The organism is Paenibacillus sp. 1781tsa1 (assembly GCF_024159265.1).
In the GTDB taxonomy this organism is placed as follows: domain Bacteria; phylum Bacillota; class Bacilli; order Paenibacillales; family Paenibacillaceae; genus Paenibacillus.
The window spans coordinates 5368622-5389915 of sequence record NZ_JAMYWY010000001.1; the positions used below are offsets into that span (position 1 = coordinate 5368622).

Annotated in this window: 14 protein-coding genes and 2 riboswitches; of the genes, 5 read left to right on the top strand and 9 right to left on the bottom strand. The window is 47.7% G+C overall.

Going from position 1 to position 21294, the window contains the following annotated elements:
• Positions 1–117: 117 nt before the first annotated feature.
• Positions 118–2454 carry a helix-turn-helix domain-containing protein gene (locus tag NKT06_RS24170; protein WP_253440090.1) on the bottom strand — a complete coding sequence of 779 codons (2337 nt, stop codon included), beginning with the start codon at positions 2452–2454 and terminating at the stop codon, positions 118–120.
• Between the two features lie 526 nt (positions 2455–2980).
• On the opposite strand from NKT06_RS24170, the gene NKT06_RS24175 reads away from it, so the two are divergent.
• Entirely contained in the window at positions 2981–4987 is a 2007-nt protein-coding gene (locus tag NKT06_RS24175; RefSeq protein WP_253440093.1) for an endonuclease MutS2, read from the top strand.
• A gap of 135 nt (positions 4988–5122) precedes the next feature.
• Complete coding sequence (locus NKT06_RS24180; RefSeq protein WP_253440095.1) at positions 5123–5374, top strand: cysteine-rich CWC family protein; 252 nt, start codon at positions 5123–5125, stop codon at positions 5372–5374.
• Positions 5375–5434: 60 nt separating this feature from the next.
• On the opposite strand, the gene NKT06_RS24185 is transcribed toward NKT06_RS24180, so the two are convergent.
• The 5 genes from NKT06_RS24185 to gcvH form a co-directional block, all read right to left on the bottom strand.
• The gene (locus tag NKT06_RS24185) at positions 5435–6580 is read right to left on the bottom strand and encodes a mannitol-1-phosphate 5-dehydrogenase (protein ID WP_253440098.1); all 1146 of its coding nucleotides are present in this window, start codon (positions 6578–6580) and stop codon (positions 5435–5437) included.
• Positions 6577–7011, bottom strand: coding sequence for a PTS mannitol transporter subunit IIA (locus NKT06_RS24190; RefSeq protein ID WP_017686856.1), 435 nt, complete (start codon positions 7009–7011; stop codon positions 6577–6579). The genes NKT06_RS24185 and NKT06_RS24190 overlap by 4 nt, the downstream gene beginning before the upstream one ends.
• Entirely contained in the window at positions 7008–9110 is a 2103-nt protein-coding gene (locus tag NKT06_RS24195) for a BglG family transcription antiterminator (protein WP_253440100.1), read from the bottom strand. Before NKT06_RS24195 ends, NKT06_RS24190 begins: the two co-directional genes overlap by 4 nt.
• 38 nt (positions 9111–9148) lie before the next feature.
• Positions 9149–10603 (bottom strand): PTS mannitol transporter subunit IIBC, encoded by a 1455-nt coding sequence (locus NKT06_RS24200; protein ID WP_253440103.1) that lies wholly within the window; start codon positions 10601–10603, stop codon positions 9149–9151.
• Positions 10604–11022: 419 nt separating this feature from the next.
• Positions 11023–11415: a glycine cleavage system protein GcvH gene (gene gcvH, locus NKT06_RS24205; protein ID WP_253440106.1), complete on the bottom strand. Its 393-nt coding sequence runs from the start codon at positions 11413–11415 to the stop codon at positions 11023–11025.
• Between the two features lie 344 nt (positions 11416–11759).
• Positions 11760–11882, top strand: a riboswitch (glycine riboswitch).
• Between the two features lie 3 nt (positions 11883–11885).
• Positions 11886–11986: riboswitch (glycine riboswitch) on the top strand.
• 217 nt (positions 11987–12203) lie between these two features.
• On the opposite strand from gcvH, the gene gcvT reads away from it, so the two are divergent.
• The 3 genes from gcvT to gcvPB all read left to right on the top strand — a co-directional run bounded on the left by gcvT (position 12204) and on the right by gcvPB (position 16272).
• A complete protein-coding gene (gcvT, locus tag NKT06_RS24210) occupies positions 12204–13340 on the top strand; it encodes a glycine cleavage system aminomethyltransferase GcvT (protein WP_253440109.1) in 1137 nt (378 codons plus the stop codon).
• Positions 13337–14692, top strand: coding sequence for an aminomethyl-transferring glycine dehydrogenase subunit GcvPA (gene gcvPA, locus NKT06_RS24215; protein ID WP_253440112.1), 1356 nt, complete (start codon positions 13337–13339; stop codon positions 14690–14692). Before gcvT ends, gcvPA begins: the two co-directional genes overlap by 4 nt.
• 140 nt (positions 14693–14832) lie before the next feature.
• Positions 14833–16272: an aminomethyl-transferring glycine dehydrogenase subunit GcvPB gene (gene gcvPB / locus NKT06_RS24220; protein ID WP_253442769.1), complete on the top strand. Its 1440-nt coding sequence runs from the start codon at positions 14833–14835 to the stop codon at positions 16270–16272.
• Positions 16273–17107: 835 nt separating this feature from the next.
• On the opposite strand, the gene ptsP is transcribed toward gcvPB, so the two are convergent.
• The 3 genes from ptsP to ptsG all read right to left on the bottom strand — a co-directional run bounded on the left by ptsP (position 17108) and on the right by ptsG (position 21217).
• Positions 17108–18820, bottom strand: a complete 1713-nt coding sequence (gene ptsP / locus NKT06_RS24225; protein ID WP_047844045.1) for a phosphoenolpyruvate--protein phosphotransferase — start codon at positions 18818–18820, stop codon at positions 17108–17110.
• Entirely contained in the window at positions 18813–19088 is a 276-nt protein-coding gene (locus NKT06_RS24230; RefSeq protein ID WP_036617010.1) for an HPr family phosphocarrier protein, read from the bottom strand. The genes ptsP and NKT06_RS24230 overlap by 8 nt, the downstream gene beginning before the upstream one ends.
• A 77-nt stretch (positions 19089–19165) precedes the next feature.
• Positions 19166–21217 (bottom strand): glucose-specific PTS transporter subunit IIBC, encoded by a 2052-nt coding sequence (ptsG, locus tag NKT06_RS24235; RefSeq protein WP_253440114.1) that lies wholly within the window; start codon positions 21215–21217, stop codon positions 19166–19168.
• Positions 21218–21294 lie beyond the last annotated feature (77 nt).

The following is a 21294-nucleotide window of genomic DNA, read 5'->3' on the forward strand; positions in this document are numbered from 1 at the left end:
CAATGAACTGCTTTCAACCTCCATATTCCTGTCTTAACTTCATTGAGAAAAGCGGTCTTCTTCCTTCATCCGAACATGAAAAAGCCTGCCTGCCATGGCAGGCAGAGCAGACTTGGTTTATCGCTGCTGCTCCCGGTACTTGCCGGGGGTAGTTCCTGTGATTTTGCGAAACGTTCGGATAAATGCGGTTGGATTGGTATAGTTTAATTTCTCGGCAATCTCCGATATTTTAAGATTTGTTGTTTGCAGCCAGGTCTTCGCTTTTTCCATACGGTACTCTGCAAGATATTCCGTAAAATTGACTCCTGCTTCCTTCTTGAATACCCGACTTAGGTAAACAGGGTGAAAATTAAGCTCAGCGGCACAGGCTTCCAGCGACAATTCACGATCATAACGTTCCTCAATCAAACGAATCATGCGCCTTGCAATATTCATGTATTGGGATTCTTCCTGCTCTCGCCAAAAACGGATGACGGGCTGGAACAACCGCTTGCGAAACCAATTGGTCATTTCGTCCAATGTGGACAACTTCAGCAAATGGGACATGGATGCTTTTTCACCCAGTACTTCAGCCACATCTCCACCTTGCTCCTGCACAAGCTGATATACACGAGACAATAACTGAACCATAATGACGGGGTATTCACTGAAATGAAGCTTCTTGTCGGCGAGCAGCCCCAAATATTGCGTAAAATAGGCGTCCGTCTTCTCCTCGTCCCCTTGTTTGAGCGCCGAAGCCAGCTGATCTTCAATCATGCGTAACTGAGTATACAACGCAGCCTCCATCTGACCACGTGGCTGTATATCCTCGTAATGCAAAATAATACGGCTGCCCAGACTTACCCGGCCTTGCAGAGCCTCTCGGCTCTCCTGAACCGCTCTTGGCGTATCACCAATACAAGTGTAAGAACGACTGATGCCGATACTTACGGGCAGATTCAGATAGGTCACGACACGTTCGCGAATCCAGTCTGCCTGGGTGTGCATCCATTCCTTCAGCATCACCTCATCCGTGAGTTCGGAGGCAAGTACGGTGACCTGAGCATCATCCAGCATGACTGGGGTGAACCGAACTGCCGAAGGAAGGAGTTCACCTACCATATTGTTGATAGCAAACAGCAGCAGGTCCCGATCCTGTTCCTCATATCGGGTCCCTTCCAAGGTATCCATCTGGAGCATGAGTACGCCAAGACTCACCCACCCTGTCGGGAAATCATACAATTCTCCCTGATATCTGAAATCTTCTTCCGAGATTTTACCTGTTAGCAGTTTGGTCATAAAAAACTCTTGAAGATGCACATGCTGCCCCTTCATCTGCTCACGCATCGTTTTCTCCGAACTGAACAGTGTTGACAATTGCTCCTCAATATAGATAAATTCATCCTGACGGCGTCCTGATGGAGTAACTGGAGAATCCAACCCCTTCGTAAATTGCAGCAGTCTGGAGATCGGTGAATACATCCGCCGGCTGCCGTATATGGCGACCAATCCCGTTACACATAACATGACCAGTGTAGCAACACCGGTAACCAATGCAATTTTCTGTGACTGGGCCGTGATCTGTCCGAGAGATACAACGGACACGTATAACCAGCCATTGAGTGGAGATTGCCTATAGCTAACCGCCACTTGGTTGCCTTCCACCTCTGCACTGAAAAAACCTTCTGGCTCCCCCGTCGTTTGCACCATTTCATGAATTTCCTTATTCAGCGCGTCATATTTCCCGTCTTGCTGCATATCGTTCAGAAAATACTTCTGCTCCCGATCCAGAACATACATATCTCCGGAATTCGTATTTCGGCTCAAAAATGTACTTAGTTCCGTATCGGCGATATCAATCACAAGAAATCCCTTTGGTTTCACATTGGTTGGCATCATCGGGATTTTGAATACCATACTGACCACATTATCCGATGATATAAGGGCAGGTGCCTGTTCGGGTGTCAGTTCACCCATGCCAGCTGAAACGGGTACACTTTCTTTAGCTGAACTGGCATTCTGAGTAACCCAGAACAGGCTGTTAGTGTAGGTCAGATAAGAACCAATCCGGTCCCGAATGCTGAAATCATCCAATTTGCCAAAAGAACGCATCGAAACAACCCAATCTTCGTCCAGATTAACCAGATAGGCTTGGTCAATGTTCGTAACCGCTTGCAAATTGTTAAATCCTGACGTCAGGTCACGAATCTCCTGAAATTCGCTGCTGTCCAGCGGTTTTTTCATCGCTTGAAGTACCAAGGGCGAATTAACATACTGGATGGATGATAATTGCAGGCTGCGCAGAACTTGTTCTACCCGCATTTGGGTCTGATGCAATATCTGAAGGTTGCTTTCACGCACTTTCTGTTCAATGTCACGTGATGCAATCGTATACGAGACCGAACCAATAACAATGACTGGAAGGGCTCCGAGGATCAGGGTAAAGCAGAGCAAACGCAGTAAATACTTAGGCAAGAAGAGCATCCTCCTTTATACGTATGTTTATTAAATTAAATCGCTTTCATTGGATTATTTTACTATTGTTATTTTAAAACCCATTCTTATTCAAGTCCACTCATTTATTCTAAGGTTGACTTCAAACCAATTTCCAGTATATATTGGTTGCATATTCCTCAATCAAAGGAGAGATTTTTAATGTCGGTGAATGTTCTTAACTAACCAAGTTTCATATTCAGGAGTTTGGCCTTTCATTGCGTTTGTGCCCATATGGCATACGTGTATTTCATGATGCGCCAGATCCCTGTACTTAGTTAAGAACAGCGGATATCATAAATCGCCTTCGGGATTGTCATTGTCCGGGTCTATTTCCGCGCTGAGTTCAGCGCGGATTTTTTATTATAGACCTTTAGTGGACTTTGCTTTCCCATATATTTAGGGCGGAGAATGACGTTTGTTCATTCTCCGCCCTTTTTGCGTTTTCCAGGAATATGTTTCAGCGCATCAACTGAAATCCCAATTCAAATTCAAGGAGAGATTACGCATGAATGAGAACACATTAAACAGTTTGGGCTATCCACAAATTCAAAAAAACGTTGCAGACTGCGCCCTGTCTTATCTGGGCAAACGTTATGCCAGAGAACTAAAACCGATGGTAGATGCTCACCTGATCCAGCTGCGCCTGGGAGAAACAGCAGAAGCGGCTGCGTTGATTCGTTTCGGGGCCAGTATCCCCCTCCCTTCACTCGACGGAATGGAAACGATTATGGATCTGCTTGGCACCGGTTATCTATTCAGTGAACGTGACTTCAGTCATCTTGCTCAGTTCCTGCGGAGCTGTGCACAACTCATGAAGTACATGGAGGGCAAATCTGGCGCCGCTCCCACCGTTAGTCGTTATGCTGCATCCATGATTCTGATCGAACCTTTGCTGCGTGAGATCGAGCGTTGTATCCATAGTGGACGCATTCAGGATCAAGCAAGCAAGGAGCTGACTCGTATTCGCAAAAAAATGACGGTGAATGAGGAGCGTATGAAACGAAAGCTTGATTCTCTGGTGAGTAAACATCGTTCCATTATGCAGGAGCATGTCATCAGCCAACGCGGAGGAAGAACCGTTCTGCCCATTAAGAAAGAGTTCCGTAAACAGGTGAAAGGCAGTGTGCTGGATGAATCCGGAAGCGGGCAAACCGTATATATTGAACCTGTTGAGTTAGTAAGTCTGCAGATGGAATTGGCCGCTCTACAAGCGGAGGAGTCCCGAGAGGAGATGAGGATTCTCGGTGATTTAACCTCCCTGGCCGAATCGTATAACCGTGAAATCGCCCTGAACACCGAAACGGTAGGTGTACTGGACTTCCTGTTTGCCAAAGCCAAATATGCGGCCACCATGGACGGACGTACCGTTCGAGTCAATACTCAGGGCCATATCAGCCTTCAACGTGCACGTCATCCGTTCATGGGTTCTTCCATGGTTCCCCTTGATTTTGCCATTGGCAGGACGTATTCGTCGCTCATTATTACGGGCCCGAATACCGGGGGAAAAACGGTCGCACTCAAAACCCTTGGTTTGCTAACCCTGATGATGCAATCCGGTTTGCTTATTCCTGTCGAGGAAGGTGGCGAGATGGCTGTTTATAACGAAGTAGCGGTTGATATTGGTGACGGACAGAGTATGGAACAAGCGCTTAGTACATTCTCAGCACATATTCGCAATATGATTGGCATACTGGAACAGGCCAATACGTCAACCCTGGTGCTCATTGATGAGATGGCCTCCGGCACAGATCCCGGTGAAGGTGTCGGACTGTCCATCGCCATGCTGGAGGAGCTCCATAGCCGCGGAGCAACCGTTGTGGCGACAACGCACTTTGGTGAAATCAAACATTTTGCTGCGGCCACGCCAGGATTCGAAAATGCTCGTATGGAATTTGACACTGTTTCTCTCCAGCCGCTGTATCGATTGCGTATCGGAGAAGCAGGTGAAAGCTATGCTTATTCCATCGCATTAAAGCTGGGCATGCCACAGCGAATTATCGAGCGATCCAAGTCCCTGTCAGATCAAAGTACTTCGAGAGATCGTACATTCGTGTTCACGTCATCTCCTTTGGAAACTCCGGCCCTGACGCCTAAGCGTTCCGTTAAGGAGGCAGACGACCCGGCAGAGTTATCCAAACGGAATCAGATGAAGAAGCAGTCAAAGGATACAATCGGTCTCCACAAAAAGACAATAACCAGAGAGTCGGATTCTCCTGCTCCTGCCAAAACGTTTCGTAAAGGGGATCGGGTGTATGCGGCCTATCTCAATCAGTCGGGTATCGTATGTGATGTGGAGGACAGCCGGGGAAATATCGGGGTCATGCTACGAGGACGCAAAGTCAAAATCCATAAGAAACGCCTGACCCTGCATATATCTGCCGATGAGCTATATCCGGGTGACGATTATGACTTGGACATTGTGCTAGAAACAAAGGAAAATCGAAAGAAACGTAAGTTGATGGGACGCAAACATGTGGAAGGCCTACAGATCGAATTACCGCCGGAAGAATAGTCAATGGTGAAACAGATCTAGTGAAATGGTATTGATATGTATCGTGAATTCCATGATCACCGGCGCATTTCTGTTATACTGGGACCAGTATGTTCAACTTCAGCTCGTAGCTATTCCACAGGGAGGGAAGAACCCATGTCTGCAGAACAAGACAATCAAGAGCACATCCCTATCGATGTTCTTGTCTGCCCGTTATGCGGCGAAGCTAATCGCTGTTTCTATGCGGCAGGACGTCCTCATTCGGAATGTTGGTGTAACCGGGCTACTTTCCCCGAAGGTGTATTCGACCGCATTCCGGCAGAACAGCGCCGAAAATCGTGCATATGTCAACGCTGTTTGGATGAATATGCCGACAAACGCCAACCCAAAGAAGAGCCACACAGTTAACAACTGTATGGCTCTTCTTCATTATGCCTCATCTATACTGTTAGCTGGCTACCACTGCTCTTACATTTGGTTATACTGGGCAACAGCCTGTTCAAGCACCGGATGATGCTCATCCATGGATGTATAATGGTGGAGCGCAGCTGTAATTCCCTTCTGGCGAATCATGTCCTGAAGTTCAACTGCTTCCGGATCATCGGATACATCGAACTTGCAGGCTGCTGCCATGCCCATAGCCAGATAGGTCGTTTCGGTTCCATCCGCATAGGCCTGAAGGGCCGGGCGAACCAGACGATCATTCGGAGACAATTTGCGCAGTGGGGAACGACCAACACGAGTAACCTCATCGGTGAGATACGGGTTGACGAACCGTCCCAATATTTTGACAATATACTGCTCATGCTCTTCAGGGTTAAATGTAAAACGCTTCACCAGAACTTTTCCGGTTTCCTGCAAAGCACCGTAGACAATCGATTTCACTCTCTCGTCGGCAATAGCCTTCTGAATCGTGTCATACCCGTGTACATGACCGATATATGCTGCAACGCAGTGTCCTGTATTAACCGTGAACAGCTTCCGTTCGATATACGGCTCCAGATCATCGACATATAGAATGCCCTCAACCGGTTTGAATGCAGGTGCCATCTGGGAACGATCCACCACCCACTCGTAAAAAGGTTCCACCTGTACATGCAGAGGATCTTCATGATGCTGAATAGGCACGATCCGGTCTACGGCCGAATCTGGAAAATAAACATACTGATCCGCAAGGGAACGTGTCTCATCATTGAGCAGAGCATATACATGCTCTTTCAATTGTGTACTTGCTCCAATTGCGTTCTCGCAAGCAATAATGTGAAGAGCGTTTTGTGCAGGACCGGAATTCAGTCTTTTTTCAAGTCCCTTCGCAATACCTGGTGCAATATGTTTCAGTACGCCCACACCCACTGCGGTTGTGATCAGATCAGCTTCCACAACGGTTTGGGCAACCGTCTCCAGCTGGGTTCCATCGATTGCATTTACGCCTGTGACAGTCTCCTGATCCTTGCTCTCGTTAGCCAGTTCCACCGTATACTGCCCCCGTTGCTGGAGAGCGGTTACCAAGGTCTGATTCACGTCTGAAAAAATCACCTCATACCCTGCCCGGGAGAGGATTAATCCGATAAACCCGCGTCCAATGTTACCTGCGCCAAAGTGTAGGGCCTTCATAGCTCCATTTCACTTTCCAGAATAGCGATAACTTCTTCGGCTGTTTTCGCGAGACGCAGGGCCTCCATGTTCTCATCCTCAGCACAGATCACCGCGATGCTAGTCAGGATCTCCATATGTTCCCCGCCTTGAGCCGCGATACCAATGACCATATAAGCCTTTTCTTCGCCAAAATCAACACCCTGTGGATACTGAATGACAGAGATACCTGTGGATAAAATGAAAGCTTTGGATTCCTTCGTACCATGCGGAATAGCCAGGCCGTTCCCTACATAGGTCGAGACAATCTCTTCACGTTCGATCATCTTCTCAATGTAATCAGCGGTAATATGTCCCGCATCCTTCAGAATCTGCCCTGCCATGCGAATCGCTTCGTATTTGTCCTGAGCCGTCGCATTCATGATGACTTTATCTGTTGTTAACATACTCATAATGGTTGACCTCCAATTTCGGTTTTACTACGATAAAATCCAACAAGTTCCTGGGACAGGTAATGAATGAGTTCATCCCTGATTCCCTTTTCCAGTAATGTAATCATTTCTTCCTGCAATAACAGAGCGCTAATCTCACTGAGAACCTCCAGGCTTTCCTTGGATAATTCTCGAGGACCCAGCATCAAAAGAACATGGGTAACTCCAGCCGGATCATCCGGCGTACGAAGGAGTGGCTCCGTGAGCTGAAACAGACTGATAGACGGCCTGTATATCCCCTCACTTCGTGTATGAAACAGTGCAAGTCTTGTGCCGGGAATCTTCTGACTCCCCACTGCTTCACGTGCCTCCAACCGTTTTGCGATCTCCTCTGGTTCCTTCAACACACCAGAACCATGGAGTACGTTGCACATCGCATACACCGTTTTATAGAACCCGATATCCTGATTATCCAGCGGGTACACCTGAAACTTGCCAATAATTCGGACGATTTCAACTAAAATAGCTTCCATTCCATCAGGGTCCGAGTAACGACTTGTTGTCTGAACCTCTGCTTCACGGGGCTTATTATGCTGTCGTTGTAATGTTGTTGTTCGGATAAAATGACGCAGACGTTCGCTCTCTTCTGCCGTAAGCAGTGGACTCACTTTGTAATACTGATGCTCATCCATCGGCAGATCGACCGTCGATAACACCAGATCATATTGATCTGTAGGTATCCGGGCAGCTTCATACCAGGACACGCTATCCATGATTCGAATCTCGGGAATCTCCTTGGACAATCGGCTGGATAGCATGCGTGATGATCCAATTCCGCTTGTACACACGATGATCGCCCTGATCTCCCGTTTCAATGTACGTAACCTCTCGATGGAAGCCCCAAAGTGCATGACCAAGAAACCAATCTCCTCATCCGGAACGTCTGTGCCTGGCCAAGCTTGCCCCACAGATTGTTTGACCTCTTCGAACAGGGAGTCATAATCTTTGCGAATCTGCTGCAGTAGCGGATTACGAATGATCTGTTGCCCTTCAATTCGCTCCATAACAGGTTGCATATGACCAAGCAGACCTTCACGAAGCAATCGATCCTCATGAAAGGTGTAATGCGTTCTCGCCTGCATCTGATCAATCAGTGAATGTACCCTGTCCAGTAAAATCAAGTCGTCTATTGGCAGCAGCCGCGAAGAGTGAATCCGCTGCTCTGTCTCAACTAATAGTCTGTGAAAATAAGCTTGCTCATCTTGGGAGAATGTCAGCCCCAGCTGGGTCGATAACACACCACATAAGCGGGAAGCCATATATGGCGGAACCTTTATCTCATCCTGCTCAGCAGCTGCATCTTCCGTGTTCTCTCGTGGAGAAATACGGCCAATGCCGAAGCCTTTACGAATACGTACAATTGCGACGGATAATTGAATCAGCAGCTTCATGTATTGGCGTTCCGGGATGTTCTCCAGCCATTCGATATCTGGTTGCCATAACGCATTTTCGATCGTAAGCACATCACCGTGTCCAATCATATCCAGCAATTTTTGGTTTACGATGGAGCCGCCTTGTTCAGGTTGTCTTCCGAACAGGTCGGATTCATCCAGAAATTCCAAAGCAAGTGCGGCTATGGCTGTGCGATGAATCGTCTCACTCCCGTTAATCTTGACGCCATATCCACGTCTGCGAACCAGCTTCAGTCCCGCCTGACGAATCCGTGACTCCAGATCATCCAGATCCGTGGTTACGGTGGATACGGTCACTTTTAGATCCGAAGCCAGAGCGAGTAACTTTACAGGCTCCGCTTCATCAAGCAGGATGCAAAGCATGAAGAGCTTACGCTCTTCCGGCGTAAACTCTACATATTCTTTACCCTCTAGTTGCTGGCGCAATACAGCCAGATCATCGGAACTGGCATCAATTCGGATACCGGTTCCTGATTTTTTTTCCAGCCTCATGCCCAAAGGTTCAAGCCATTGTTCAATCATCTGCAGCTCCCGGTGAACCGTTCGGGTACTGACCTTGACTTCAACGGCGATTTCACCGGCAGTGACTTCATGTGGATGCTCCAGCAGAAACTCCACGATTTCACGTTGTCTTTTGGTAATACTCATATCTCGGCCTCCGGCTCAGGGAAAACGAATGCGCGCAATTACTTTAGACGTTCAACGAGCGCATCGTATTCCGGGCTTTTTAGGAAGTTGTCGATGGATATATGTTCTGCGTTCGGCGCAACAGAGCGGGCACGATCCGTTAATATTTGTTGTGTGATTACCACATCTGCATCCGGAGGGATATCACTGATAGCCGTATTGGTCACAGTAACGTCAATCCCCTCTGCCTTCATCTTCTTGCGTAGAATGGAAGCACCCATGGCACTCGACCCCATGCCTGCATCACAGGAGAAGACAATCTTCTTCACATCTGTTTTCACTGTAGAAGGAGTTGTATCTGCGGCTCTGTCTGCTTCACGATGATTAGCCGTAATGCCAGCATTTGGAACGGTTCCTTGACTCTTCATGTCTTTCATCCGACTGGATGCGGACTCCAGATCTTCGTCCTTTTGTTTACCCGTTTTCAGCAACACTGCTGCAATCAAGAAAGAAACAACTGCTGCTACAAGCACCCCTGCGAGCATCGGCAGGTATCCACCTTTTGGTGTTAAGAGGAAATACGCGATAATACTGCCCGGTGATGGTGCCGAAACAAGTCCTGCTCCGGTGAGCATGAATGTTAATGTACCTGCAACGCCACCCGCGATTGCGGCAAGAATCAGAATTGGTCTCATCAAAATGTAAGGGAAGTAGATCTCATGAATTCCCCCGAAGAAATGAATGATAACGGCACCTGGTGCAGAAGATTTGGCCATTCCGCGTCCAAAGAAGCAGTAAGCAAGCAAGATACCAAGTCCAGGACCCGGGTTCGATTCAAGCATGTATAATACAGATTGCCCTAATTCTCTTGCTTGATCTGTTGCAATTGGTGTCAGAATCCCGTGGTTGATTGCATTGTTCAGGAACAATACTTTACCTGGTTCAATAATCAGGTTGACCAGCGGTAGCAAGCCCAGATTCATCAGACCTTGTACTCCGGCAGACAATACTTTGCTAATCGCTTCTACAGCAGGCCCGATGCCCAGTAGAGCAATAATCCCCAAGATCCCGCCAATAATACCGGCTGAGAAGTTATTAACCAGCATTTCAAATCCAGCTTTAACTTTACCTTCAATGGATTTATCGAACTTTTTGATGATCCATGCTGCCAGTGGTCCGGCAATCATGGCGCCGAGGAACATCGGAATATCACTACCCACGATGACCCCGATGGTCATAATGGCACCTACGACACCACCACGCTGACCATGCACCATCGTACCCCCGGTGTAACCAATTAACAGTGGCAGCAAATATTTAATCATTGGATCGACTAGCTGTGCTAGTGTCCCGTTAGGGAACCAGCCTGTTGGAATGAACATGGCCGTAATTAATCCCCAGGCGATGAACGCTCCCATATTCGGCATGACCATACCACTCAGGAATCGGCCAAAACGCTGCACACCTACCCGTAGCCCACCTTTGGAATTGGACGATTGGTCCAAATTACTCATTGTATTATCCTCCTTGGATCAAGTGATTATGACTTATGAAAGGGGTATCATTTCTCCCCTGCTGTAATCCTAAGCGAGAATGCTCTCCTGTTCAATGAAATGAAAGCGTACTTTCGTCATGAACAATGATGACAACATTAGGTTATGTAATCGTTTTAACCGATGCATAATGGCTGAACCCATTGGTACACAAGGCTTTTCCTGCCTATGACTTTTGTCATTTCCAAAATCATTTTCCAACCTATAGTTTGGTCCAAGCAGGTGATTTACATCCCCAATCAGCTTCAATCCGCATTCCAAACCATTCTTGAAAAGCACAAAAAACCTGTGCAAGCATCCGGCTCACACAGGTCGAAACAATATGAAGCTTATTACATTTTGTTATAAAATATAAGTTAATAAGTACAAGTTCGTTGATACTATTCTTCCGTATGTTTACGATACGCGTCTGCATTCATCAATGTAGACAATGCTGCTGTCAGATCTCCTTCAACACGGATCTCAATCATCCAGCCTTCCTCGTAAGGAGAACTGTTCACAAGTTCAGGTGAGTCCTGCAACGAATCATTCACTGCAATAATTGAACCGGTGACGGGAGAGAACAAATCCGAGACCGTTTTGACCGATTCGATCGTTCCAATGCTGTCTTCTGCTTTTACATTGGATTCAAGGTCAGGCAATTCCACAAACACAATGTCACCCAGCTGATGCTGCGCGAACTCGGTAATGCCAATACGTACAGTATCCTCCCCTACGGTTTGCACCCATTCGTGCTCTTCACTGTACAGGAAATCACGTTTCAATTCGCTCATCGATATCCGCCTCGCTTTTCATTAATGAGTGCATGCGTTCTTTGACCTTTAACCTTTTTCCCAGAACATAGCGTATGATATTTTTGAATCAAATGTCAAGATACCTTACAATTTATTTACTGAGCACCTTAAAATCCTGTAACCGGATTTCACTCTTTCTTCATATACTGGTAAAAAATCAAATAGTAAGCGCAGTCTTTATAAATACACGAACAATAATATTAAAACCAAATCAAACATTCGGTTTTTAATCATTATCTATGATATCGTTCTTGACATCGGCAGTGGATTCACGTTTTAATGAGAGGAGTAAATGTGTTTATTGGACTATGTTATACCCGCGGATGAATGTAAAGGGAGAGATTACCCGTGACACCCGATTCGGGATGTACATGAGGTAACGCCGAAGGAGTAAACCACCGATAAGCGGGGGTGAATCTCTCAGGCAAAAGGACTTTTACGGGACGCAACTCTGGAGAGCATCTATTCGCCCTGAGCGGGCGTTATGATCACCCAAGGGGAAACCTGCTGCACAACTCAGCGGGGTAACTCTCAGGTACAAGGGACAGAGCCTTAGAATACAGCGTGCTACTTGGCATGCCGATTCTTTGGCCTGTCCTTTTCCTTTTTCCCAAAAAACGAAAAACAGGATTCAGATCGGCGCTGTCATAGCTGCCTTACCATACTTATCTACGAAAGATCTCTAGCTGAAAAATTTAAAAATACCCTGGTTCATTGATCCACGATTGTATATCCGGCCGGTTGACGGCTCATGACGAGGTGATTTGATGTCCAATTTGCTAAGAACACCACTCTTCCCCCTATATCAGCAATATGAAGGCGTACGGTGCATTGATTTTGGAGGCTGGGAGCTTCCGGTGCAATTTAGCGGAATCCAGAAAGAACATGAAGCGGTACGTGAGCGTGCTGGACTGTTTGATGTATCCCATATGGGCGAATTCACGGTACAGGGTGAGCAGGCTGAAGCTTTTTTGCAACAAATGACCACCAATGATGTAACCACGCTGGTCCCCGGTCAAGCCCAGTACACCTTGATGTGTTATCCAGATGGCGGTGTGGTCGATGACCTGCTCGTGTATAAGCTGGAAGATCAGCATTATATGCTCGTCGTTAACGCCTCCAATATCGACAAGGATTGGGCGTGGCTGCAAGAGCACTTGATCCCTGGCGTGAGCATGACCAACGATTCGGAGCAGACAGCGCTACTCGCCCTGCAAGGTCCACTGGCTGTAGATATTATCGGAAAAGTTACAGATACAGATGTATCGGCGATTGAACCGTTTCGTTTTGTGCAGGATGCCGAAGTCTGTGGAGCAAAATTGCTGTTGTCCCGTACCGGTTATACCGGCGAAGATGGCTTTGAACTATATGTTCCTGCAGATCAGGCCGCTGTGGTCTGGAATGGATTAATGCAAGCTGGTGAAGGTCACGGACTGGTGCCAACCGGACTTGGTGCCCGAGATACATTGCGCTTTGAAGCAAAGCTTCCCCTATACGGACAGGAATTGTCGGCAACCATCTCTCCACTCGAAGCTGGTGTTGGCATGTTTGTGAAGCTGAATGCCGGACCTTTTATCGGACATGAAGCCTTGTTACAGCAAAAAAATGACGGGCCTGCCCGCAAGCTGGTTGGCATCGAAGTCCTGGAACGCGGTATCCCTCGCCCCCACTATCCGATTTACGCCGAAGGCGTACAGATTGGCGAAGTGACAACAGGCACGCAATCACCTACATTGAAGCGTAATCTGGGGCTTGCCCTTATCGACAGCAAATACACTGCGCTCGGAACCCCGCTTGAGATTGAGATCCGAGGTAAGAAACTGAAAGCCGAGGTCGTAAAGACCCCTTTTCATAAACGGACACGAACGTCAAAGACACCTACTCAAGGAGCTGATCAAGCATGAGCAAGCACCGTTACATTCCCATGACCGAGCAGGATCAGAGCGCCATGCTCGCAACCATCGGTGTGGATTCGCTGGAGGAACTGTTCCAGGACATTCCCAAAGAGATTCGTTATCAGGGCGAGCTGCCCGTATCCTCGAAACTTGATGAATATGCACTGACACGTCACATGTCCAAGCAAGCTGGTGCCAACGCCAATTTCGAAACACACGCCAGCTTCCTCGGCGCAGGCATATACGATCATCATGTTCCTTCCGTCATCAATCACGTCATTTCCCGTTCCGAGTTCTACACTGCCTACACACCTTATCAGCCTGAGATCAGCCAAGGTGAACTACAGGCCATTTTCGAATTCCAGTCCTACATCTGTGAATTAACCGGTATGGCTGTGGCCAATGCCAGCATGTATGACGGAGCAACAGCCTTTGCAGAAGCAGGGAATCTGGTCGCAGCGGCAACTCGTCGCAAACAGCTCATCGTATCCCGCACCGTTCATCCGGAAGCCCGTCAGGTACTGCAGGCATATGCGCACGGACTCCGTCTGGAGATTGTCGAGATCGGATATAAGGATGGAGTCACGGACTGGGATGCCCTGCAAGCCGCCATATCGGACGATACCGCTGCTGTCATGATTCAGAGTCCAAACTTCTTTGGTGCCGTGGAAAATGTAAAGCAAGCTGCCGACCTCGTGCATGCGCACAAAGGCCTGCTCGTCGTAAGTGCTAACCCGCTATCGCTGGGTCTGCTGGAAGCCCCAGGCAAGCTGGGTGCCGACATCGTCGTTGGCGATGCGCAGCCCCTCGGTATTGCCGCTTCACTCGGCGGTCCGACATGCGGATATTTCGCCGTATCCCAGCCTCATATGCGCCGAATTCCTGGCCGAATTGTAGGCCAGACAACGGACCGCAACGGCAAGCGTGGATTTGTACTCACACTGCAAGCGCGTGAACAGCACATCCGCCGCGAAAAAGCGACATCCAACATCTGTTCCAACCAGGCTTTGCTTGCGCTCAGCGCATCTGTATATATGTCCATCATGGGTAAACAAGGAATGATCGATGTCGCGGATCTGAATCTGCAAAAGAGTCATTACACCCTGAGTACATTAACTGCGATTTCCGGTGTTAGCCTGACGTTTAATGCACCAACATTTAATGAATTTGTGATTAAGCTTCCTGAAGGAACAGACGTGGATGCTCTTCAGTTGAAACTGCTGGATGCGGGCTTTATTGGTGGCTATGAACTCGGACGTGATTACCCGGAGCTTGCCGGACATATGTTGATCGCTGTAACTGAACGACGAAGCAAAGAAGAGATCGACGAATTCGCACGAGCATTGGAGGGATCGCTGTGACTCAGGAAACGACAACAACGACAACATCGGTACAAGGACAAGGACAATCGGAAACGGGTGCCTCTGTCTCCACTCCGGCTCAATCTGAGACAGCTACAACATTCAGCGCACAGACCTTATCTCCTGCTCCGGAACAATCATTGATCTTTGAACTCAGCAGCCCTGGACGTGTCGCTTATTCTCTGCCAGAATGTGACGTTCCTCGTCAGGCTGCCGACACGTTGATTCCCCGGGAAATGCTCCGTTCGGAAGCAGCCGCACTACCGGAAGTGTTCGAGGTAGATGTTATCAGGCACTATACCGCGCTGTCCCGCCGCAACTTCGGCGTTGATAACGGATTTTATCCACTGGGCTCTTGTACAATGAAATACAATCCCAAGATTAATGAGGATGTTGCACGTTATAATGGTTTTGCCAAAATCCATCCGTACCAGCATGAATCCAGCATTCAAGGTGCACTTGAACTGTTGTATACGTTGCAAAATGACCTTGCGGGGCTGACAGGTATGGACGCTGTGACCTTACAACCAGCCGCTGGTGCCCATGGAGAATGGACTGGACTTATGATGATTCGTGCCTACCACGAAGGTCGTGGTGAACAGCGTACCAAAGTCATCGTGCCCGATTCTTCTCACGGCACCAACCCGGCAAGTGCAACCGTTGCAGGATTTGAGACCGTGACGATTCCATCCCGCGCAGACGGACTGGTTGATCTGGACGCACTCCGTGCAGCCGTTGGCTCGGATACAGCAGCATTGATGCTGACGAACCCGAATACACTTGGTTTGTTCGAGAAAGACATTCAGGAGATTGCATCCATCGTACATCAGGCTGGTGGCTTGCTGTACTACGATGGCGCGAACTCCAATGCCATTATGGGCATTACCCGTCCGGGTGATATGGGCTTTGATGTGGTGCATCTGAACTTGCACAAAACGATGAGCACGCCTCATGGCGGCGGTGGACCTGGTGCCGGACCCGTCGGGGTGAAGAGCCGTCTGATCCCGTTCCTGCCTAAACCGATGGTGATCAAAAATGATGATGGTGTGTATTCACTGGACCGTGAAGGAGATCAATCCATTGGTCGGGTCAAAGCTTATTATGGCAACTTCGGTATTTTGGTACGTGCCTATGCCTACATTCGCACCTATGGACCGGAAGGCTTGCGCCGTGTATCTGAGTGTGCGGTACTGAATGCCAACTATATGATGGCCCGTCTCGCACCTTACTACGAGATTCCGTATCCAGGGGTATGCAAACATGAATTCGTCATGTCTGGTCGGGGATTGAAACAATATGGTGTGCGTACACTGGATGTTGCCAAACGATTACTTGATTTTGGATATCACCCGCCAACGGTGTACTTCCCGCTCAACGTTGAGGAATGCATCATGATCGAGCCGACGGAAACCGAAAGTAAAGAAACACTGGATGGGTTTATTGATACGATGATACGGATTGCCAAAGAAGCGGAAGAGACGCCAGAATTGGTACTCAACGCACCTTACGGAACACCGGTCACTCGTCTTGATGAGACTACAGCGGCCCGCAAACCTGTACTGAACTGCGCGTGCAATTAATCAAATCATTGTTATCACGAAAGCTCTTGCTGACATTCCAATCAGCAAGAGCTTTTCGAGTTGCCTTCCCTTTTAAAGATGCCACTGTTATTACTCACCATCATCCTGCTAGAGCATGTCTCAACGCAGGCAAGTCATGCTCCGACGTATGCCAGCATCTTAGGTCTGAGGTCTGGAAGCCCAGACTTTCGGATGCCTGAGACGGATAGTACCAAGCCAGAACATGTTCTAACGAATCCAGGATGTCTTATTTGGCCTCCACAGGCCACTCTTTCAATTCTTAGGAACATCAGACACGTTATTTCTATAGATACCCTCACAATAATGCTAAAAATGGCTGTATAGTCCGACATAACGTGTCTCAGGTTCTTTAGATTTCTGCTGGTGCTTCAAATCCCGGACTAAGATGTCTCAGATTCCTTAGCAGCACAGCGCCTAATGCCCAAAGCTCATCCCCCAGTTCCCCCACAGTGCTAATCCCTTAGCTTTTATACTTTAGCTTTTGTCCTTTAGCTTTAATCCTTAGCTCTCCTCTCTTAGTTCTTTGCACTTTCACTTATGAATTACGCATTCTCCACTCAAGAACGCCGCCTTGCAATTCAGAATACAGCATATTTGTCTACTTTAGCCACGTTCAGTCTCCCTTCAGTTCGCAGACCAAGGTTTAAAGAACCGTTTGTTTACACACGTGAGTCCGAATCACATTATCCTGTTGATAACAAAAAAAGCCGATATCCACAATGAATCGCGGATACCGGCAAAATTGCTGCACGACTGCAGCTTTTTATCGGAAAAAGAAACCCTTAAAATCGGGTGGAAACCCCGTAAAATTACATTACGCTTGAATGCTTTGAACCAATTCAACGACTTGTTCAGCCGTTTGCATATCCAGAGCTTTAGCAGCCAGTTCCTGCATATCCGCACGGGACAGCTTCGTGATCTGACTACGAGCTGGCAGAATGGATGTTGCGCTCATGCTGAACTCATCCAATCCAAGGCCGAGCAGCAATGGAATTGCTGTTTCGTCTCCTGCCATCTCACCGCACATGCCAACCCATTTGCCTTCACGATGTGCTGCATCGATAACCATTTTAACCAAACGCAAAATGGCTGGGTTGTAAGGTTGGTACAGATAAGCTACACGTTCGTTCATACGGTCTGCTGCCATTGTGTATTGAATCAGATCGTTCGTTCCGATACTGAAGAAATCCACCTCTTTGGCAAACTGATCCGCCAGAACTGCAGTCGAAGGAATTTCGACCATGATTCCGAGTTGAATGCTGTCAGAAACAGCAATACCCTCAGCAACCAGCTTCTCTTTCTCTTCGAGCAAGACAGCTTTTGCTTCACGGAATTCACCCAGTGTTGCGATCATTGGGAACATGACACGCAGGTTTCCATGTACGCTTGCACGCAGCAATGCACGCAATTGTGTACGGAAGATATCCAGACGGTCCAGACACAGACGAACTGCGCGGAAGCCGAGGAATGGATTCATTTCTTTTGGCAGATCCAGGTATGGAAGCTCTTTGTCTCCACCGATGTCGAGTGTACGAACAACAACAGGTTTGCCTTCCATTTTTTCCAGTACCGCTTTGTAAGCATTATACTGAATGTCTTCGGAAGGAAGCTTGTCTCTGCCCATGTACAGGAACTCGGTACGGTACAGGCCTACTGCCTCGCCGCCATTCTCCAGAACACCCGTTACATCATTTGGTGTACCAATGTTGGCTGCAAGTTCAACATGAACGTTGTCCACAGTTACCGTTGGCTCATCACGCAGTTTTCTCCACTCTGCACGTTGTGCATCATACTGTTCCTGTTTGGCACGGTATTCAGCAATAACTTCATCAGTAGGGTTAACCAGCACGTGACCATCCAGACCGTCAACAATGATCATATCGCCTTGTTTCGCTTGAGCCAAGATGTCCTTGGTTCCAACGACAGCTGGAATCTCAAGAGAGCGAGCCATGATCGCTGAGTGAGAAGTACGTCCACCAATGTTGGTTGCGAAACCTTTAACAAATTGGCGATTCAATTGAGCCGTATCGGAAGGCGTCAGATCCTCCGCAAGCACGATCACTTCTTCATTGATCTCAGCCGGACTCATGAAGTCGATACCAAGCAAGTGATTTAGCACACGTTTGGTAACGTCACGCATATCTGCTGCACGTTCCTGCAGGTATGCACTCTTCATGTTCTCAAACATGGAGATAAATTGCGATGCCGTTTCGTTCAAAGCAAATTCTGCATTGATCATGTCATCTGCAATTCTAGCTTTAACCGGATCAATCAGTTCCGGGTCATTCAGAATGAGCAAATGCGAAGCAAAAATCTCAGCTTTTTTCTCGCCAAGCTCTTGTAAAGTACGCTCTTTGATCGCCTCAAGCTCAGCCTGGGATTTACCCAGAGCTGAGTCGAGTTTTGCGATCTCTGCGTCAACGTCGTTAATTTGGCGTTTTTCTACAGAGTAGTCAGGATGCTCCAAGATAAACGCCTTGGCGATAGCAATACCCGCCGAAGCCGCGATCCCGGAGACATTAAGCATTAATTTCGCCCAACCCTTCGTTAACCATAACGTCAGTCAAAGCTTGAAGAGCTTCAGCTTCGCCTTCGCCTTCAACGATAATGCTGATGGTGTCGCCTTGTTCCAATCCGAGGGAAAGAACACCCAGAATGGATTTCAACGTTACTTTTTTACCGTTTGCTTCTGCAAAGGATTCTGCACCTTTGAATTTGTTTGCTGTATTAACCAGGGCTGTCGCCGGACGTGCGTGGATACCATCTTCGTCTGTAATTCTGAATGTTTGTTGCATTACAATCATCTCACTTTCAGTAATTTGGTTTTGGCATTGCATATATTTACACTAGCTTGCCATCGTCGTAACACTTCTTATTTTATCTCAATGATTGGCTGATCGCCAACTTTCAGCACTCCACTCTTCTTCAGGGTTACCGTGGAGCCCTCTGGCAGGTTGGTGAAAATAACTGGCGAAATGATGGATGGAGCGTTTGCTTTCACATACTCCAGATCCACTTCCATAATCGGCTGACCAGCCGATACCAGATCACCTTCCTGTACCAGTACGTTAAAGCCTTGACCCTTCAGCTTCACCGTATTGACACCTATATGAACAAGCACTTCCTTGCCTCCGTCGGACATGATGCCCACGGCATGTTTGCTTGGAAATACATTAAACACTTTACCATACACAGGAGAAGTTATTGTACCATCATGTGGCAAAATTGCGAATCCATCACCTGTCATTTTCTCAGCAAAGACTGGATCAGGTACATTCGTAATGTCCATCAACTCACCATTGACTGGCATGACGATGTCCTCAGCAACAATACGCTCGCCTTGTTCACCTTGTGCCTTCTCCTCTTCTGGAGTTGGTTTGGCTGCTACTGGCGTTGGTGCTGGTGTTCGTCCTGCAATAATATCCTGCATTTGAGATTTAATCGTGTCGGAACGTGTTCCGAAGATGGCTTGAACATTATTACCCACTTCAAGCACACCGGATGCACCCAATTGTTTCAAACGATCTTTTTTCACATTGGATTTCTCATTGACTTCAATCCGCAAACGAGTAATACAAGCGTCCAGATGTTTGATATTTTCCTTGCCACCGAAAGCTTCGAGAATGTTATGGGGCAGGTCATCCGTTGAACCTGAGCCTCCGCCAGATTCAGTTTCAGGTGTTGCATCTTCACGTCCTGGTGTTTTGAGATTGAATTTGCGGATGATAAACCGGAAACCGAAGTAATAGATTACCGCAAGAATCAATCCGACAATAATTACGTCCCACCATGGTGTACGGTTTGGAATAATACCAAAGATCAGGAAGTCAATGAACCCACCGGAGAAGGTCATACCGATCTTCACACCCAGAATTTGCATGGTCATGAAAGACAAACCTGCAAAGATACAGTGTACTGCAAACAGGATTGGTGCTACAAACAGGAACGAGAATTCAAGTGGTTCTGTGATACCTGTCAGGAATGAGGTCAGCGCAGCTGAACCCATGATACCTGCAACATACTTTTTGTGTTCCGGTCTTGCTTCATGGTACATCGCAAGAGCGGCCGCTGGCAAACCAAACATCATGAACGGGAATTTACCAACTTGGAATGTTCCCGCTGTGAGGTTAACACCATCACGCAATTGATTGAAGAAGATTTGTTGGTCACCACGAATGACATCTCCAGCTTTGTTCACATACTCACCGAACTCAAACCAGAATGGGGAGTAGAAAATGTGGTGAAGACCAAACGGAATTAATGACCGTTCCACGACACCGAAGATAAATGCCGACAACGTCGGGCTTGTATCGACCATGAAGTGAGACACAGCATTCAATCCATTTTGAATCGGTGGCCAGATAATCACCAGAACTAATCCCAGCAAGAGGGAAACAACCGAAGTGACAATCGGAACAAAACGTTTACCTGCAAAGAATCCCAGGTAGGACGGCAGTTCGATTTTGAAAAATCGATTGTAACAGAGCGCGGCGGCAATACCTATGATAATACCTCCGAATACGCCTGTACTCAATGTTGGGATACCCAGGATGCTGGCATAACCCGGTACTTCGCCGATCATTGCTGGTGTAACCCCTACAGCTGTACCCAGTGTGACGTTCATGACCAGATAACCGATGATGGCTGCAAGACCCGCAACCCCTTCGCCACCGGCCAATCCGACGGCTACACCGACGGCGAACAGCAATGCCAGATTATCAAACACGATCTGACCTGCGTTCATCATAATTGTTGCGATCGAGTTCACCCAAGGGGTGTCGAGCGCCGTTACATATTGCAAGAAATCTGGATTAACCAGCATGTTACCGATTCCGAGCAGCAATCCTGCCGCTGGTAGAATGGCTACAGGCAACATGAGGGCTTTACCTACTCTTTGCAATACACCAAAAAGCTTTTTAAACATCGCGTCGTATCTCCCTTTCGTCTAAGTTATATGTTGTGATGCAAGCAAGGGAACACAAAAAAGGCATGAATTAATAA

What these genes read in the sequence shown, in the direction of transcription:
- ptsG (WP_253440114.1), bottom strand. Translation starts at nt 21,217, where the DNA reads ATGTTTAAAAAGCTTTTTGGTGTATTGCAAAGAGTAGGTAAAGCCCTC.
- NKT06_RS24175 (WP_253440093.1), top strand. Translation starts at nt 2,981, where the DNA reads ATGAATGAGAACACATTAAACAGTTTGGGCTATCCACAAATTCAAAAA.
- ptsP (WP_047844045.1), bottom strand. Translation starts at nt 18,820, where the DNA reads ATGCTTAATGTCTCCGGGATCGCGGCTTCGGCGGGTATTGCTATCGCC.
- NKT06_RS24190 (WP_017686856.1), bottom strand. Translation starts at nt 7,011, where the DNA reads ATGAGTATGTTAACAACAGATAAAGTCATCATGAATGCGACGGCTCAG.
- NKT06_RS24180 (WP_253440095.1), top strand. Translation starts at nt 5,123, where the DNA reads ATGTCTGCAGAACAAGACAATCAAGAGCACATCCCTATCGATGTTCTT.
- gcvH (WP_253440106.1), bottom strand. Translation starts at nt 11,415, where the DNA reads ATGAGCGAATTGAAACGTGATTTCCTGTACAGTGAAGAGCACGAATGG.
- NKT06_RS24185 (WP_253440098.1), bottom strand. Translation starts at nt 6,580, where the DNA reads ATGAAGGCCCTACACTTTGGCGCAGGTAACATTGGACGCGGGTTTATC.
- NKT06_RS24200 (WP_253440103.1), bottom strand. Translation starts at nt 10,603, where the DNA reads ATGAGTAATTTGGACCAATCGTCCAATTCCAAAGGTGGGCTACGGGTA.
- NKT06_RS24195 (WP_253440100.1), bottom strand. Translation starts at nt 9,110, where the DNA reads ATGAGTATTACCAAAAGACAACGTGAAATCGTGGAGTTTCTGCTGGAG.
- gcvPA (WP_253440112.1), top strand. Translation starts at nt 13,337, where the DNA reads ATGAGCAAGCACCGTTACATTCCCATGACCGAGCAGGATCAGAGCGCC.
- gcvT (WP_253440109.1), top strand. Translation starts at nt 12,204, where the DNA reads ATGTCCAATTTGCTAAGAACACCACTCTTCCCCCTATATCAGCAATAT.
- NKT06_RS24230 (WP_036617010.1), bottom strand. Translation starts at nt 19,088, where the DNA reads ATGCAACAAACATTCAGAATTACAGACGAAGATGGTATCCACGCACGT.